The organism is Tolumonas auensis DSM 9187 (genome assembly GCF_000023065.1).
GTDB classification, from domain to species: Bacteria; Pseudomonadota; Gammaproteobacteria; order Enterobacterales; family Aeromonadaceae; genus Tolumonas; species Tolumonas auensis.
Genome location: NC_012691.1, coordinates 948,158 through 963,344 on the forward strand (window position 1 = coordinate 948,158; position 15,187 = coordinate 963,344).

The 15,187-nt window shown below is 49.2% G+C and carries 13 protein-coding genes; 5 read left to right on the forward strand and 8 right to left on the reverse strand.

What is annotated here, in order from left to right; translation table 11 throughout:
* Positions 1–36: 36 nt before the first annotated feature.
* Together TOLA_RS04455 and TOLA_RS04460 are read left to right on the forward strand one after the other, a co-directional pair.
* On the forward strand, positions 37–1,449 hold the full coding sequence (locus TOLA_RS04455; RefSeq protein WP_012729095.1) for a YcjX family GTP-binding protein: 1,413 nt from the start codon (positions 37–39) through the stop codon (positions 1,447–1,449).
* Entirely contained in the window at positions 1,446–2,513 is a 1,068-nt protein-coding gene (locus TOLA_RS04460) for a YcjF family protein (RefSeq protein ID WP_012729096.1), read from the forward strand. The genes TOLA_RS04455 and TOLA_RS04460 overlap by 4 nt, the downstream gene beginning before the upstream one ends.
* Before the next feature lie 32 nt (positions 2,514–2,545).
* Here TOLA_RS04460 and TOLA_RS04465 read toward each other — a convergent pair whose 3' ends face one another.
* The 3 genes from TOLA_RS04465 to TOLA_RS04475 all read right to left on the reverse strand — a co-directional run bounded on the left by TOLA_RS04465 (position 2,546) and on the right by TOLA_RS04475 (position 5,341).
* Positions 2,546–3,910, reverse strand: a complete 1,365-nt coding sequence (locus TOLA_RS04465; protein ID WP_012729097.1) for a HAMP domain-containing sensor histidine kinase — start codon at positions 3,908–3,910, stop codon at positions 2,546–2,548.
* A 3-nt stretch (positions 3,911–3,913) separates the two neighbouring features.
* Positions 3,914–4,603: a response regulator transcription factor gene (locus TOLA_RS04470; protein ID WP_012729098.1), complete on the reverse strand. Its 690-nt coding sequence runs from the start codon at positions 4,601–4,603 to the stop codon at positions 3,914–3,916.
* 120 nt (positions 4,604–4,723) lie between these two features.
* A complete protein-coding gene (locus tag TOLA_RS04475; RefSeq protein WP_041609465.1) occupies positions 4,724–5,341 on the reverse strand; it encodes an arylesterase in 618 nt (205 codons plus the stop codon).
* Here TOLA_RS04475 and TOLA_RS04480 point away from each other — a divergent pair.
* Together TOLA_RS04480 and TOLA_RS04485 are read left to right on the forward strand one after the other, a co-directional pair.
* A complete protein-coding gene (locus TOLA_RS04480; RefSeq protein ID WP_012729100.1) occupies positions 5,340–6,020 on the forward strand; it encodes an ABC transporter ATP-binding protein in 681 nt (226 codons plus the stop codon). The two genes, TOLA_RS04475 and TOLA_RS04480, sit on opposite strands and share 2 nt — an antisense overlap.
* A complete protein-coding gene (locus TOLA_RS04485) occupies positions 6,017–8,452 on the forward strand; it encodes an ABC transporter permease (RefSeq protein WP_012729101.1) in 2,436 nt (811 codons plus the stop codon). The genes TOLA_RS04480 and TOLA_RS04485 overlap by 4 nt, the downstream gene beginning before the upstream one ends.
* Positions 8,453–8,457: 5 nt before the next feature.
* Here the strand turns inward: TOLA_RS04485 and TOLA_RS04490 are convergent, their stop codons facing one another.
* From TOLA_RS04490 to TOLA_RS04505, 4 genes are all read right to left on the reverse strand, one after another.
* Positions 8,458–9,357 carry a TIGR01777 family oxidoreductase gene (locus TOLA_RS04490; protein WP_012729102.1) on the reverse strand — a complete coding sequence of 300 codons (900 nt, stop codon included), beginning with the start codon at positions 9,355–9,357 and terminating at the stop codon, positions 8,458–8,460.
* A gap of 290 nt (positions 9,358–9,647) precedes the next feature.
* Complete coding sequence (locus TOLA_RS04495) at positions 9,648–9,989, reverse strand: Rap1a/Tai family immunity protein (protein ID WP_012729103.1); 342 nt, start codon at positions 9,987–9,989, stop codon at positions 9,648–9,650.
* A gap of 266 nt (positions 9,990–10,255) precedes the next feature.
* Complete coding sequence (gene pta / locus TOLA_RS04500) at positions 10,256–12,412, reverse strand: phosphate acetyltransferase (protein ID WP_012729104.1); 2,157 nt, start codon at positions 12,410–12,412, stop codon at positions 10,256–10,258.
* 75 nt (positions 12,413–12,487) lie between these two features.
* Positions 12,488–13,684 (reverse strand): acetate kinase, encoded by a 1,197-nt coding sequence (locus tag TOLA_RS04505; RefSeq protein ID WP_012729105.1) that lies wholly within the window; start codon positions 13,682–13,684, stop codon positions 12,488–12,490.
* Positions 13,685–13,963: 279 nt separating this feature from the next.
* Between TOLA_RS04505 and yfbV the strand changes: the two genes are divergently transcribed.
* On the forward strand, positions 13,964–14,386 hold the full coding sequence (gene yfbV / locus TOLA_RS04510; RefSeq protein WP_012729106.1) for a terminus macrodomain insulation protein YfbV: 423 nt from the start codon (positions 13,964–13,966) through the stop codon (positions 14,384–14,386).
* Here yfbV and pflA read toward each other — a convergent pair whose 3' ends face one another.
* The gene (gene pflA, locus TOLA_RS04515; RefSeq protein ID WP_012729107.1) at positions 14,387–15,133 is read right to left on the reverse strand and encodes a pyruvate formate lyase 1-activating protein; all 747 of its coding nucleotides are present in this window, start codon (positions 15,131–15,133) and stop codon (positions 14,387–14,389) included.
* Positions 15,134–15,187: the final 54 nt, after the last annotated feature.

The window sequence follows — 15,187 nt, forward strand, 5'->3', positions numbered from 1 at the left end:
CATACTTAACGAGAACCATAATATGCGGAGGTCGCTGTGTTGCAGCAAGAACGATGGCTGAGTTTGCAACGTAAAGCCGATACTTTATGGCAACGCACCTGGGATCGTCATCTCCGACTGGCTGTCACCGGGTTGGCGCGTAGTGGAAAAACGGCATTTGTTACTGCGTTGATCCAGCAATTGGAACAGGCCGGATTCAGTGCCAGATTACCGCACTGGCAGGTACTGCAGCAGGGCCGGTTACTGGGTGTACAACAGGTGGTTCAGACTCACCAGCATATTCCTACCTTCGGTTATTCGCAGGCATTGTCGATGCTGGCTGCGGATCCGCCGCAATGGCCTGAACCGACACAAACACTCAGCGAAATACGGCTGGAATTACGTTTCCGTAGCCAGAATCTGTTGCGGCAAAAAATCGGCCATGATGTTTGTCACCTGTATCTGGACATAGTTGATTATCCGGGGGAATGGTTACTCGATTTACCATTGCTGGATCTGAGTTATGCACAATGGAATGCGCAGATCCGCGAGCAGTTGCAGTCACCTCAGCGCCGGCATCTGGCTGAACCCTGGCTTAAAGCCGGGAGTCGTTGGTCTGCTTCGCAGCCGTTTTCTTCTGTGATGGATGAAGTCAAAAATATCTCTGCACTTTATACCCAGTATTTACAGGACTGCCGTTCACAACTTGGATTGCAAAGCATCCAGCCCGGCCGTTTTGTATTACCCGGTGAATTCGCCGGTGCGCCTATGTTGCAGTTTGTTCCCTGGGTATGGGGTTTACCTGCGGAATCATCCGCGCATGACTCGCTGTACGGTTTGTTGCAGGCGCGCTATGAAGCTTATAAAGAACATGTCGTCAAACAGTTCTACCAGAAACACTTTTCCGGTTTTGACCGGCAGATCGTGCTGGTGGATTGTTTGCAGCCACTAAAAGTCAGCCGTGAAGCAATCTATGATTTACGGGATACACTGGGACAATTACTGCAAAGTTTCCAGTATGGAAACAGTCACTGGTGGCAGCGCCTCTTTTCTCCGCGTATCGACAAACTGTTGTTTGTAGCCAGTAAAGCCGATCATGTCACCCCTGAACAACATCCGGCCTTACTCAGTCTGTTGCGGGAACTGGTTCATTCTGGTCTGTCCCGGGCCCGTTTTGAAGGTGTGTCGCTGGAATGTATGGCAATGGCAGCGATCCGTTCCAGTGAATATCATCAGGTTGATTATCAGGGGCAGCCACTGACTGTGCTGCATGGTGTTGATTTAACCGGTCATGAATTAGCGTTGTTCCCCGGGGTTATACCTGCCCGTATACCCGAACCTGATTTCTGGCGAAACTCATCTTTGCGATTAACTGATCTGCGGCCCCCTGTCTGGCAGAGCGAACAGGCCAGACCGCATATCCGTCTGGATCAGATCCTGGAATATTTGCTGGGAGATAAAATGCAATGAAAAAACCAGCAGCATCAGATACAAAGACAGCAGTAGAAGTGCCGCTGGATTTATTAAACCGGACCACAATCGCGAGCGGAGCTATGCCGGTAGAAATAGTACCGGCGCAGCTGGATGAAGCGTCGCAATACGATGAAACTGCTCTGCAGGATGATTTTGAGCCATCGCTTTCAGAGTTACCGGAGCGATCCTCTGGCTGGTTGCGCTGGGGTGGGGGTGCTGTGTTGGCGTTATCGCTGGTGGAGGCCGGCAGTTTTCTCTATCAGCAGCTGTTTCTGAATCCCTGGCTGGGTGGTGCCTGGTTAGCCGCTGCCAGCGCTTTGCTGATTGGTTCCTGCTCGGTTATCTGGCGCGAATATCGTGTATTACGACGTTTACGCAGTAATACTCAATGCCGGAAACAGGCTGAAGACTTGAGAAGCGCAGGACAGCATGGGAACGCCCAGGCGTTTTGTCGGCGTCTGGCAAACGAGACGGGTCTGCAAAATTTACCCGGGTATCAGCAATGGCTGGAACATATTGAACCACATCACAATGATAGTGAAATACTGGTGTTGTTCAGCCGGTTTGTTTTACATCCGTTAGATGAAAAAGCACTGCAACTGGTACTCAAATCCAGCAGTCAGACCGCGTTACTGGTCGCGGCCAGCCCTTTGGCGCTGGCCGATATGGTACTGGTACTGTGGCGCAATCTGAAAATGTTGCGGGATATCGCATCGGTCTACCAGATCCGTCTTGGCTATTGGGGGCAAATCCGGCTTATCCGGCAGATTTTACGGGATATGGTGTTTGCCGGTACGGCTGAACTGGCCACGGAACTGGGAACAGACTGGTTCAGCAGTGAATTGACATCTAAATTATCGGCTAAATTAGCGCAGGGGCTGGGTAGTGGCCTGTTGTCTGCCCGGTTAGGTATCAATGCCATTCAGTTATGTCGCCCGGTGACGTTGCTGGCGGATGAGAAACCAAAGCTGTCTCAGATCAGAAAAGCATTATTGAAACGCCTGAGTTCAACCGTCAGCCAGTTTTTTACGACACAGAATCTGCCATCACCAAAAGAATAAAACCGGCATCTGCCGGTTTATCTGAAGTCAGGTTAAGAAAGCTGCGCCATACAGGGTAATTTCACATGCATACACAAACCGCCGGTCGTTCTGTTGTAGGCAGTAATCGTCCCGCCGTGTGCTTCAATTGCTCGTTTTGTGATAGCCAGCCCCAGACCGTTGCCCGGATTATTGTTACTGCGGAAAAAGGGTTCGAAGATAGATCCCAGGTCTTTTTCAGTGATCCCGGGGCCATTATCCGTGATATCAATGACCAGTAATTCCGGCAATTCCTGATGCACACTGATTTCAATATGACAGCCGCGACCGGCATGGTGTAAGGCATTCCGGATCAGGTTATCGAAGGCCCGCAGTAATAACTCACCGCGACTCTGGATAATAATGCTTTCATTCAATGTTTCATCCAGTTGTAGTTCAATAACACTACCGCTGTCTTTCGCTTCAAACTGAGCATCATCAACCAGCGATTTCAGCAACTCAACAAGATCCAGATAATCTTCTTTTGGTTGCGGCACACCGGATTCCATACGCGCAAGCATTAATACTTCACCGACCAGATTGTTCAGGCGATGACATTCCTGTTCAATGCGTTGCAGCATTTGCTCGGTGTTTTCCGGCTTTTGCCGCAGCAAGCCAATGGCCAGCTGAAGACGGGCGAGTGGTGAGCGTAAGTCATGAGACACATCATGCAACAGCCGGCGTTGCACCTGAATAGATTGTTTGAGTTTTTCTGCCATTAAATCAGCATCTTGCCCAAGATCTGCAAATTCATCGTACCGTTTGCCAAGCTTTTGACTGACATTGATATCAAAATTTCCTTTTGCTACAGCTTTGAGTCCGTCACGCAATGTTTCTATCGGTCGTGAAATAACGCGGGCCAGCCAGTTACTGAATAACAGACTGGTCAGTATCGCCATGATTAACAGAAAAACCGGTGCATCAAACAATGTAAATATGATGTTATGCGGGAATGGCGGCGGACGGCGGGGCATGAATACCCAATAAATTCCCCCGTCAGCCAGTGTTATCTTTTCTACCCCAGGCGTATTGGCCTGTTGTTCAGTGAGACGTTGTGCTTCAGCCCAGGCTTTATCATTGACACTTCGGTTGAACAGATCCTTTCCCTGTTGATCAACAATAAATGGCACAGGCGGGCCGCCGGCTACATCTTTTCCCACGGTCTGTGGTTTCACTATCTCCAGCACAAGCTGTTTTCCGCCACTGGCCAGCGTTCTGGCTACCGATTCGGTCAGACCATCGGGGCGATTGCCGGTTTCAATGATGCTGTAGGCTATCTTTGCGTCCTGATACAGCGTGACGATCGCGCCGGTTGCGATCCCGGTCAGCAGAATGGCGAGCCAGAAACTCAGTAATATTTTCCAGAAAATACGACGCATTAATTACTCAACAACCAACTGATAACCGATCCCTCTGACGGTCTGAATGGGTGAACGCCCATCTTTCAGTACGCCCAGTTTCTGCCGTAGATTGCTGACATGTACATCAATACTGCGATCATACCGGGCCAGCGGGCGGCCAAGGGTATGCAGCGACAGATCTTCTTTACTGATTATTCTGCCGGCACGGCGACACAGTATTTCCAACAAATTAAATTCGGTACTGGTCAAATCAAGTAATTCGTCGCGCCAGGTGGCATTACGGCTGGCAGCGGAAATAGTCAGCGCTCCAACTCTGAGCGGTTGCAACTGACCAGGCTCCTGTTTATCAGGATCAGCCCGGCGCAGAATGGCTCTTACCCGAGCCACCAGTTCGCGCGGAGTGCAGGGCTTGGAAACGTAATCATCAGCACCCAGTTCCAGGCCGATAATACGGTCAATGTCATCACCTTTGGCGGTAAGCATTAATACCGGAATATTACTGTGGTTTCGCAGACGACGCAGGACATCAATACCATTGAGTTTCGGCATCATGACATCCAGTAAAATCAGGTCATAATCGCCGCTCAGTGCTTCTTCTAACCCTCTTTCACCATCGTGACACATCTGTACCGCAAAGCCTTCATTGCTGAGGTATTCCCTCTGCATGCTGCATAGCTCGAGATCATCATCAACCAACAAGATGCGGATCATGTAAACCTTCCTCATAAGACATACCGCGCCATGATACGGAGCTGGCGGGGCCGGACAATAGGCTCGGCACAGATAAACCTTTTTTTACCTAAAATTACATTTTTGGGGAGGAATGATTGCCTAAAGAGTCTTCTCTGTGGTTTCAATGTATTGGCGCAGTAATGGTTCCATCATATCCCGGATCAGTGGTTGCGCATCAGCCGTAGGATGAATACCATCGTTCAGCATCAGTTTCGGCTGAGTCACGATAGATTCAAGAAAAAACGGCAATAAAGGCGTTTTGGTTTCCTCGGCCAGCTTCGGATAAATCGCTTCCAATTTTGCAATATAGGCGGCACCGTAATTACGTGGGATCCGGATCTGCATCAACAGTGGTTGTCCGCCATTTTTCTGAATGATCTGAATGCTTTTCTTTAACGTTTCATAAGGAATAGCTGGTGGAAAACCGCGGATACCATCATTGGCACCCAGTTCAATTAAAACCCAGTCAGGTTTGTGACGGGACAATAAAGCAGGCAGACGGGCTAAACCATCCTGAGTGGTGCTGCCACTGATGCTACTGTTAATGATAGTGACCGGGAATTTTTCTTTCTGCCATTGCTGATGCAAAAGAACAGGCCAGCTTTGTTCTGCCGCCATCATGTAGCCGGCACTCAGGCTGTCGCCGAGAATCAATAGCGTACTGGCATGGCCAGAAAGTGAACACATAGATAATAACACCAGCAGGATACCTCTCATGACACAACCTCTTATGATACAGGTCAAAAATTTGTCGCACCGGGTTTCGGTTGGTAAAGAACAGCTTACCATCCTTGATGGGATCCAGTTACAAGTCAAGCCGGGAGAGAGTGTTGCGATTGTCGGGGCTTCCGGTTCGGGTAAATCTACGTTGCTGGGCATGCTGGCGGGGCTGGATTTACCCAGCGAAGGTGAAATTTTCATTGCCGGTCAGCCCCTGCATCAGATGGATGAGGAACAGCGCGCCAGATTACGCTCGGAAAGAATAGGTTTTGTTTTTCAGTCTTTCTTACTGATCCCTGAGCTGACGGCTCTGGAAAACGTGATGTTGCCGGCGGAATTACGCGGTATCAGTCAGGCGAAACAACTCGCCACAACCTTGTTGAATGATGTGGGGCTGGGAGAGCGGTTGCAGCACAAACCATCCAGATTGTCCGGCGGTGAACAGCAACGGGTTGCGCTGGCACGAGCGTTTATCTGTCAGCCGGCCTTGCTGCTGGCTGATGAGCCGACCGGTAATTTAGATCAGCATACAGGGCAAAAAGTGGCTGATTTGCTGTTCAGAATGAATCAGGAATCAGGTTCCAGCCTGGTGATAGTTACGCATGATGTTGCATTGGCGGATCGCTGTCAGCGTCAGTTACGCATGACTGCAGGACGACTGGAGGAGTCACGATGATTAAATTATTGTGGCGCCTGTTTTGCCGGATGGGCTGGCAGGGTGGGTTGCAGTGGTTTGTACTCGCTCTCGCGGTGTGTATTGCCTCGGTATTGAGTGTGTCTCTGGTTTCAGATCGGCTGACTCAAAGCCTTAAAGTCTCCGGCCGTGATTTCCTGGCGGCAGATCGGGTTGTCGAGTCCGCTACGCCTTTGCCGGATACCTGGCTTAAGCAGGCCCGGGACAGCGGATTACAGCAGACGCAGACCACCGAGTTTTCCACCATGCTGCTGGCTGGTGAACAGATGCAATTGGCATCGGTTAAAGCCGTCGATGAGGGGTATCCTTTTTATGGCCGTTTGCAACTGCTGCCACAACAGGATATCCGTCCCGGAGAGCTCTGGCTTTCCCGTCAGCTGATGTTAATGCTGCAGGTAACGCCGGGCGATGAGGTGCAACTTGGTTCAACCTCACTACGTGTCGCCGGCGAATTAATACAGGAACCGGATCAGAGTTTTAACCCTCTGGCGCTGGCTCCCCGGGCGCTGATGCATCAGCATGATGTCGGGGCTGCTCAGGTGATATTACCCGGAAGCCGGGTGACACATCGCTATCTGTTCCATGGTGACTCATCAGTACTTGAGAGCTGGGATCAATGGTTATCCTCCCGTCTGCAGGCAGGACAAAAACTATTAAAACCGGAACAGGCAAACCGGAATTTATCTCGTCAGCTGGAACGGAGCGAACGGTTCTTCCGTGTTGCCTCGTTGCTGGGACTACTGCTGGGCGCTACGGCCATGAGCATTGCTATTCAGCAATATGCCCGTCAGACACAGACTATGCTGGCATTGCTGAAGACGTTTGGTGCCTCCCGCTGGCGGATCATGTGGCTACTCGGTGGTTTGTTAAGTCTGCTGACTTTGACCGGGATCATCATCGGTTGTCTGCTGGGGTGGCTGGTTCATGGCTGGATGGTCTGGCAGCTGGGCAACGCATTACCACCGGAACTTGCTACGCCTTCGATACAGCCATTTATTCTGGCGTTTGTTTTAGGAAGCATTCTGGTTGCGCTGCTGGTGTGCATCCCACTCTGGCGCTTGCTGGATGTGCCAGCTTTACGGGTATTGCGTCAGGAACAGGAAAGCCGGGTTCCCGCATGGTTAGCCTTACCATTACTCATTACCGGGCTGTTATTAATTAATTTATTGCTGCTACAGGATACCAGGCTGGTGTTAGGTCTGGTGGGTGGGGTGATCGTTCTGATCGTGGTGCTGGGCGGGATGGGGTACCTGTTATTACGTTTATTACCCAGTGGCGTTACCGGCAGCAGTTTTTATCTTGCAGTCCAGCACTGGCAACGACAGCCGCTCGAAATATTGCATCAATTAAGCGGGATCGCTTTATCGCTGTTACTACTGGGCGTGGTGATCAGTGTTCGCAGTGAAATTGTCACCGGTTTTCAGACCTTTCTGCCGGCAGATGCGCCGAACCGTTTCCTGATCAATATTCCTGATACCGATAAACCGGAGCTGGTAAAATTCCTGCAGCAGCAACAGCTGAAACATGCACCATTGTATCCCATCGTCAGAGGACGATTGACGCATATCAATGGTGAAGTGGTGACACAACAGGAAGGACAACCGGGGCGCAAGGGTATTCACCGCGAGCTGACCATGACGGCACAGGCACAGTTACCATCAGATAGCCTGATCCTGAATGGTGAAAGCTGGAATGACAGCATTCGCGGGCAAGTGTCTCTTGAGCAGGGCGTTGCCACGGAGCTGAATATTAAGCTGCAGGATCGTCTGCGTTTCACGGTAGATGATCAGTCATTTGAGGTTACTGTACGGAATATCCGGCAAGTTGACTGGCAGAGCATGCGGCCAAATTTCTTTATGATTTTTTCGCCGGATGTCTTGCAGCCATTCGTTGTTAACTGGATGACCAGTCTGCGGGTTCCGGCGGATAAATTACCGGCAGAGCTTGAACTGGCGCGGACTTTCCCGACCATTACTTCGCTTAATATCGATACGATCCTGAATAAGCTACAGGGTGTGCTGGATAAACTGGCGCGGGCCATGACACTGCTGATGCTGCTGGTTTCTGCTGCAGCCATACAGGTGCTGCTGGTACAGTGGCAGGCCGGATTACAGCAACGTCAGGCTAGTCTGTTACTGATGCGAACATTTGGCGCACGCCGCCAGCAATTGCGGAATATGCTGCACTGGCAGGCTATTTTACTGGGTGGATTTGCCGGTATCACAGCCGCATTCAGTTGTGAGCTGATCCGCTGGTGGCTGCATGCGGAATGGAGCGAACAGCCATGGCAGTGGTTGCCAGTGCTGTGGTGGTTATTACCGTTGAGTGGTGCAGTAACCGTCCTGCTAGTGTCGCAATTTACCTTGCAACCATTGCTGCGACGGACTCTGGCCGGACGGCTACGAAGTTTGTAGCGATATTAATCCTCAAAGATATGCCGTAGTGCTTCCGGTAATTCCGGATAACGGAACCGGAAGCCGGCCTCCAGTAAACGCCGGGGCTGAACGTTTTGCCCGGTCAATAGCAGGTCAGCCATTTCACCTAATAACAATCTGAGCATCCAGGCGGGTGTACGCAGAAAATGAGGCCGGTGTAGCGCAGTTGCCAGCGCGGCACTGAATTGCGCATTACTCACTGCCTGTGGTGAGGTTGCATTATAAATACCACTGCACTGTGAATGTTCGAGCAGAAACCGAATGATATAAACCAAATCAGTCCGGGTGATCCACGAAACCATCTGCTTACCCGAACCGAGCGGCCCGCCTAAACCACACCAGTATGCAGGCAGCATTCGGGCTAAAGCGCCGCCCTGTGTTCCTAATACCAGACCAATACGCATAATGCAGACCCGGCAGTTAAAGGCGGAGGCTTGCTGGGCCAGCTCTTCCCAATGTGCACAGACACGATTAGGAAAATTGGTTTGGGATGGGGTAAAACTTTCATCTAACGGTTCAGCACCTTGCGCGCCATAAAAACCGATGGCAGAAGCATTGATCCAGACTCTGGGGGCAGGAGTGCTATTTTTCAGTTTTTCCAGTAATGTTTCAGTCATCAGCCAGCGACTCTCGCTGATACGGCGTTTCTGTTCAACACTCCAGCGTTTCGCTGCCAGCGATTCGCCCGCCAGATTAATAATTGCATCCACACCATCAAGAGAATTCAGCTGTTTCAGCTGGATAACTTTAGAGTTATCCACAGCTAATTGCTTAGCTGCTAATTCTGGTTGTCGGCTAACCAATAATAGTTCATGTTCTGCTCGCAATAAACTGACTAAATATTGACCAATAAATCCGGTTGCACCCGTGATCAGAATCTTCATGTAATCACCTTGCTGATAAAATGAACAAATTGCAGGCATAGACGCTGTAAACAGTATGTCTGATATGCGTATTAAGGTGTTTTTTTCTGCAGATCACGATTTCAATAGATTGATCTTATCCACATTTCCTGTGGTTAATGTTGTGGAAGAAAGGTGATGTAGCCGTGCAAATGGTTGATTGATGAGCAAATCGCCGTACGAAGTTCAGGCCGATACAGACTCGCGGTATACCATTTGGTATAGACAGTGGTGATCAGCTTCATCTGGTTGTTAATACTTTTTCTGATGATTTACTTGCTACATCTGAACGCCTGGTAAATTGAACTCTCGACGACTTCATATGCGGATCTGTTTAATTTAGCCGGATTTTTATCTGCATAAGCGATAAATATTTTTTTTACCTGTCCGGTCGTTATTTTCCCTTCCAGACATAAAACGCCATTTTTTGCTGTTCCGGTTAAACGATCATAAACGCCTGTAACATAGCCGCGACATTCAGATTCATCCTGAAAGTAAAACTGGCTGTTCTCATCAGAAGTACAGAGCTGATACAGTTCATTACCGAATATAAAAGCAGCATTGGCGGAGAAACTGCTGATGACAACACTAAAAGCCATAATGATTTTATACATAACACCTCCTGTGAAAATCAGCACTGCCTTATGGGACGACCTTCAGCCATAGGCTTTTTGATTCATTTCACCTTTAATACCAAGACCTTAAATATTAAGACCTTAAATAAGGTATAGATGATTGTCGGCATAAGTAAACCAAAGGGCGTTAAATAGGGCTGATACGGAGGTCGGGTCAGTGGGTGATGTGAGCGCAGGCAGGAGTCAGGTTAAGAGGATCAAAAAAGCCCTGAAACCAGGGCTTTAAATAAGCAATCAGCAAGCTATCAGGCAGGAGTCTGAGTTGCCTGAATACCAGTCAGAGCGATGGTGTAAACGATATCGTCAACCAGAGCGCCACGAGACAGGTCATTAACAGGTTTACGCATACCCTGCAGCATCGGGCCGATAGAGACCAGATCAGCAGAACGCTGTACCGCTTTATAGGTGGTGTTACCAGTGTTCAGATCCGGGAATATGAACACGGTAGCCTTACCTGCTACCGGTGAATTCGGTGCTTTAGAACGGGCCACATCAGCCATAACGGCTGCGTCATACTGCAGAGGACCATCGATGATCAGATCAGGACGTTTTTCCTTCGCAATACGGGTTGCTTCACGGACTTTATCTACGTCAGCACCGGTACCTGAGGTGCCGGTAGAGTAGGAGATCATCGCAACACGAGGTTCGATACCAAATGCAGCTGCAGAATCTGCAGACTGAATGGCAATCTCAGCCAGCTGTTCTGCGTTTGGATCCGGGTTGATCGCGCAGTCACCATAAACCAGAACCTGATCCGGCAGCAGCATGAAGAAAATGGATGATACCAATGAGCTGCCTGGCGCAGTTTTGATGATCTGCAGCGGCGGACGAATGGTATTCGCAGTGGTATGCACAGCACCGGAAACCAGGCCATCCACTTCATTGCGTTCCAGCATCAGAGTACCCAGCACTACGTTGTCTTCCAGCTGTTCGCGGGCCACAACTTCGGTGATACCTTTGCTCTTACGCAGCTCGACCAGACGCGGTACATAACGCTCACGTGCTTCAACCGGGTCGATAATTTCAACGCGATCACTCAGCACGACGCCCTGTTGTTCAGCAACACGACGGATTTCATCCGGATTACCCAGCAATACCGGACGGGCAATACCACGATCAGCGCAGATAGCGGCCGCTCTGATAGTACGAGGCTCATCACCTTCTGGCAGTACGATACGTTTGTTTGCAGCACGGGCCAGTTCGGTCAGCTGATAACGGAACGCTGGCGGGCTCAGACGACGCGGCAGGCTGGATTCAGATGTCAGTGATTCTAACCAATGCTTATCAATATGGCCGGCAACATAATCCTGTACCAGTTCAATACGGGCATTATCATCAATCGGAATTTCAACATTGAAGTTCTGCAGGCTGACCGCTGTCTGCCAGGTATTGGTATTGATCATCAGGATTGGCAGACCAGTCTGCATTGCCTGCTGACACAGAGCCATAACCTGTGGTTCCGGATGATAGCCACCAGTCAGCAGCAATGCACCCAGCTTGACGCCGTTCATCGCAGACAGACAGGCAGACACGATCACATCAGAACGGTCGCCGGAAGTTACCAGCAGGCTGCCCGGTTTGAAATGCTGCACCATGTTATGAATAGAACGGGCACAGAAAGTCACAATGTTCAGACGACGGGTGTAAATTTCGCCTTCATTGATGATTCGTGCGTTCAGGTGACGAGCCAGATCAATCGCACGTGGTGCGATCAGCTGTGCATTCCATGGAATGCAACCCAGGATCTGCAGTGGTGATTTACCGAAGAATTGCAGAATTTCCAGCTGGTTGCTTCCGCTCTCGCCAGTATGATGAGCTTCGAACATTTCGGTCAGATCAGGGCGGGTAATGCCGTGTTCATCAACCGGAGCACCCACTTTATTGATGATGCAGCCAACAATACGTTTGTTGCCGGTGCCACCAAAATTAGAACAGGCCAATTCGATGCTTTCTTTCAGTTTCTGGCTGGAGTAATTACCCGGATGGGTTACCAGAACGATTTCAGCATCCAGTGCAGTAGCGATGTCCTGATTCAGTTTATTAGCAAAAGGTTGCTTCTCAACTGGCACCAGGCCTTCAATCACCACGACTTCGGCACCACTCTCTTGAATATGTCGCTGATAAAGCGCAACAATCTCTTCCAGCAGTACTGCACTGTTGTTTGAGGTGATCATATTCTCTGCATATTGCAGGGAAAGCGGTTCAGGAGGTGTGATGTTTGAACCGGCACGGATGACGGCGGTTGATGTTTCTGGGCCAGATTGGCCAGGTCTCGGTTGAGCTACCGGTTTAAAAAAGCTTACGTTGACGCCATGACGCTCCATCGCCCGGACCATGCCCAGACTTACAGAGGTAACGCCAACACCGGTGCCAATCGGGATAAGCATGATTGTACGAGCCACTTTATATCCCCTTGTTACGACATTTACTTGCTAATGAAAAGGCTGCCCGGAGGCAGCCTTGAGTATTCTATATCATCAGGCGACCAAATTCGCTGCATCCCGCGCAATTACCCACTCTTCATTGGTTGGGATCACCATGGCAACAGTGCTGCCTTCTTCAGTGATGATACCTTGTTTACCAAAACGAGCTTTCAGGTTTGCTTCGGCATTAACTTTAAAGCCTAACAGACCCAGGCGATTCAGCGTCAGTTCACGGATAGGTGCAGAGTTTTCACCGATACCACCAGTGAATACTACCGCATCCAGACGTCCGTCCAGCGCAGCGGTGTAACCAGCAATGTATTTTGCCAGACGATAGCAGTAAATATCCATCGCTCGTTTAGCTTCTTCTTTAGTTTCGTAGTTATCTTCTACGTAACGACAGTCGCTGGTTACTTCTGTCAGACCTAACAGACCAGATTCTTTGGTCAACATTTTATGGATGTCGTCCAGGCTCATGCCCAGCGCATCATGCAGATGGAAAATGATTGCCGGATCAATATCACCACAGCGTGTACCCATTACCAGGCCTTCCAGCGGTGTCATACCCATAGAAGTATCAACAGAATGACCACCTTTGATGGCACAGACTGAACCACCATTGCCCAGATGGCAATTAATGATGTTCAGTTCTTCAACCGGCTTATTCAGCACTTCTGCAGCTTGCAGGCTGATATAGTAGTGGCTGGTACCGTGCATGCCATACCGGCGGATACCATTTTCTGTATATAGCTTATATGGCAGTGCATACAGATAGGCCTGTTCCGGCATAGTCTGATGATAAGCCGTGTCAAATACAGCAATGTTTGGCAATGAAGGAAATGCGCGTTTTGCAGCACTGATACCAACCAGATGAGCAGGGTTATGCAATGGCGCTAATGTGCAGCACTCTTCGATACCTTTTACCACGCTGTCATCGATCAATACCGATTGGGTAAATTTCTCACCGCCGTGAACAACCCGATGACCGATTGCAATCAAATCGGCTACCAGCTCCGGCTTATTCGGCAGGATGGTCTGTACGATAAAATCAAGTGCTTCCTGGTGAGCTGCGCCCGCGCCAAGATCGGCGGCGCCTTTTGCTCCTTCCAGCTTCCACTTGATTTTGGCGTCATCGAGGTGTAAACATTCGGCAAGGCCTGAGAGTTTTTCATCACCAGAGGTGGCGTCAATTACGGCAAACTTCAGTGAAGAACTGCCGCAGTTAAGTACAAGAACCAACTTGCTACTCATTCATTAATCCTAATCGTGGTGTTCCAAAATAACAAAGTTACAATCATGTTTAAAAAATGTTAAACATGAGCAGAAAATATAGCATATGCTTATGTCAGGAGCCTATCGCTTATCACTTATAGGGGCAATAAACAGGCCCAGAATGAGATGTGTATATTTTCTGTTAAAAGCTTGTGTTTTAAGGGCGGAAGAATACAGTGGATATTGCTAATTCACAAATAATTCTTATTTACATAAGTGTTTTTTAAAGTTAGATAATTGGCGGAAAGGGGGAGCAGTATGAAATCTTTCGGCAAGATTCTGACACAAGGCGCGGATTACTCAGCTGTATGGCCTCTGGAACCTGAACTCGCCAATCTATTCCCAGAACAGCGCATTATTTATCTGCTTAATTTGAGTAAGCGGATCATTCCTGCTCTGGTTGTTATCAGTGGTTGCCTTCAAGTACAGTGGGGCTATCCGGCTAACTGGCCAACGTTTATTGCCATCAGTCTGTTCGCGCTGAGTTTACCGGTACAGGGATATTACTGGTTGGGGCGCCGGGCTGAGACTTTGTTACCACCTTCTTTATCCCGTTGGTATTTTGATATCAACCAGAAGATGAATTGTGCGCCATCAGCTAACCGACCCAGTTATTTTGATTTGGCAAAAACGCTGCGGAAAGCGTTTGAACAACTGGATCGGGTCTTTCTGTTTCAGTGATCAGTAATTGGCTTTGATACCGTAAGAGACCAGAATTTCCTTCAGGTGTTCCATTACTTCTTTCTTCGGAGGATGAATACCTTCCAGCTCATATTTCTCGCCCATAGCAGTCCATTTATGTTTACCCAGTTCGTGATAGGGCAGCATTTCTATTTTTTCCACTTTCCCGCCGAGTTCATCGCGAATGAATGCACCTAACGCATGCGCACCGGCATCATCATCACTCCAGCCAGGTACAACGACATAACGTATCCATATCGTTTTCCCTTTTTTGGCCAGATAACGGGCAAACTCCAGGCAGTATTTATTGCTGACATGTGTCAGAGGAATATGAATCTCATCATTCATATGCTTGATATCAAGCATAACCAGATCGGTCTGGTCCAATAGCGCATCCAGAGCTTCATCGTAGTGGCGGATAAAACCGTTGGTGTCGAGGCAAGTATGAATGCCTTCTGCTTTACAGGCTTTGAACCATTCGGTGACAAATTCTTTCTGCAGTGTCGCTTCACCACCCGATGCAGTAACGCCACCACCGGATGCTTTTATAAAATGACGGTAGGCCAGCAGATCTTTCATCAGATCATCAACAGTGACTTCCTTACCACCTTCAGTATCCCAGGTATCGCGGTTATGACAATATTTACAACGCATCAGGCAGCCTTGGAAGAAGGCGATGAAACGGATCCCCGGGCCATCGACCGTTCCGCAAGTTTCAATAGAATGAATACGGCCTTTAATTGTCATAGATAACTCCAGAATACTTCTTTATTGATGTTCATTTTATTACATATTTATACG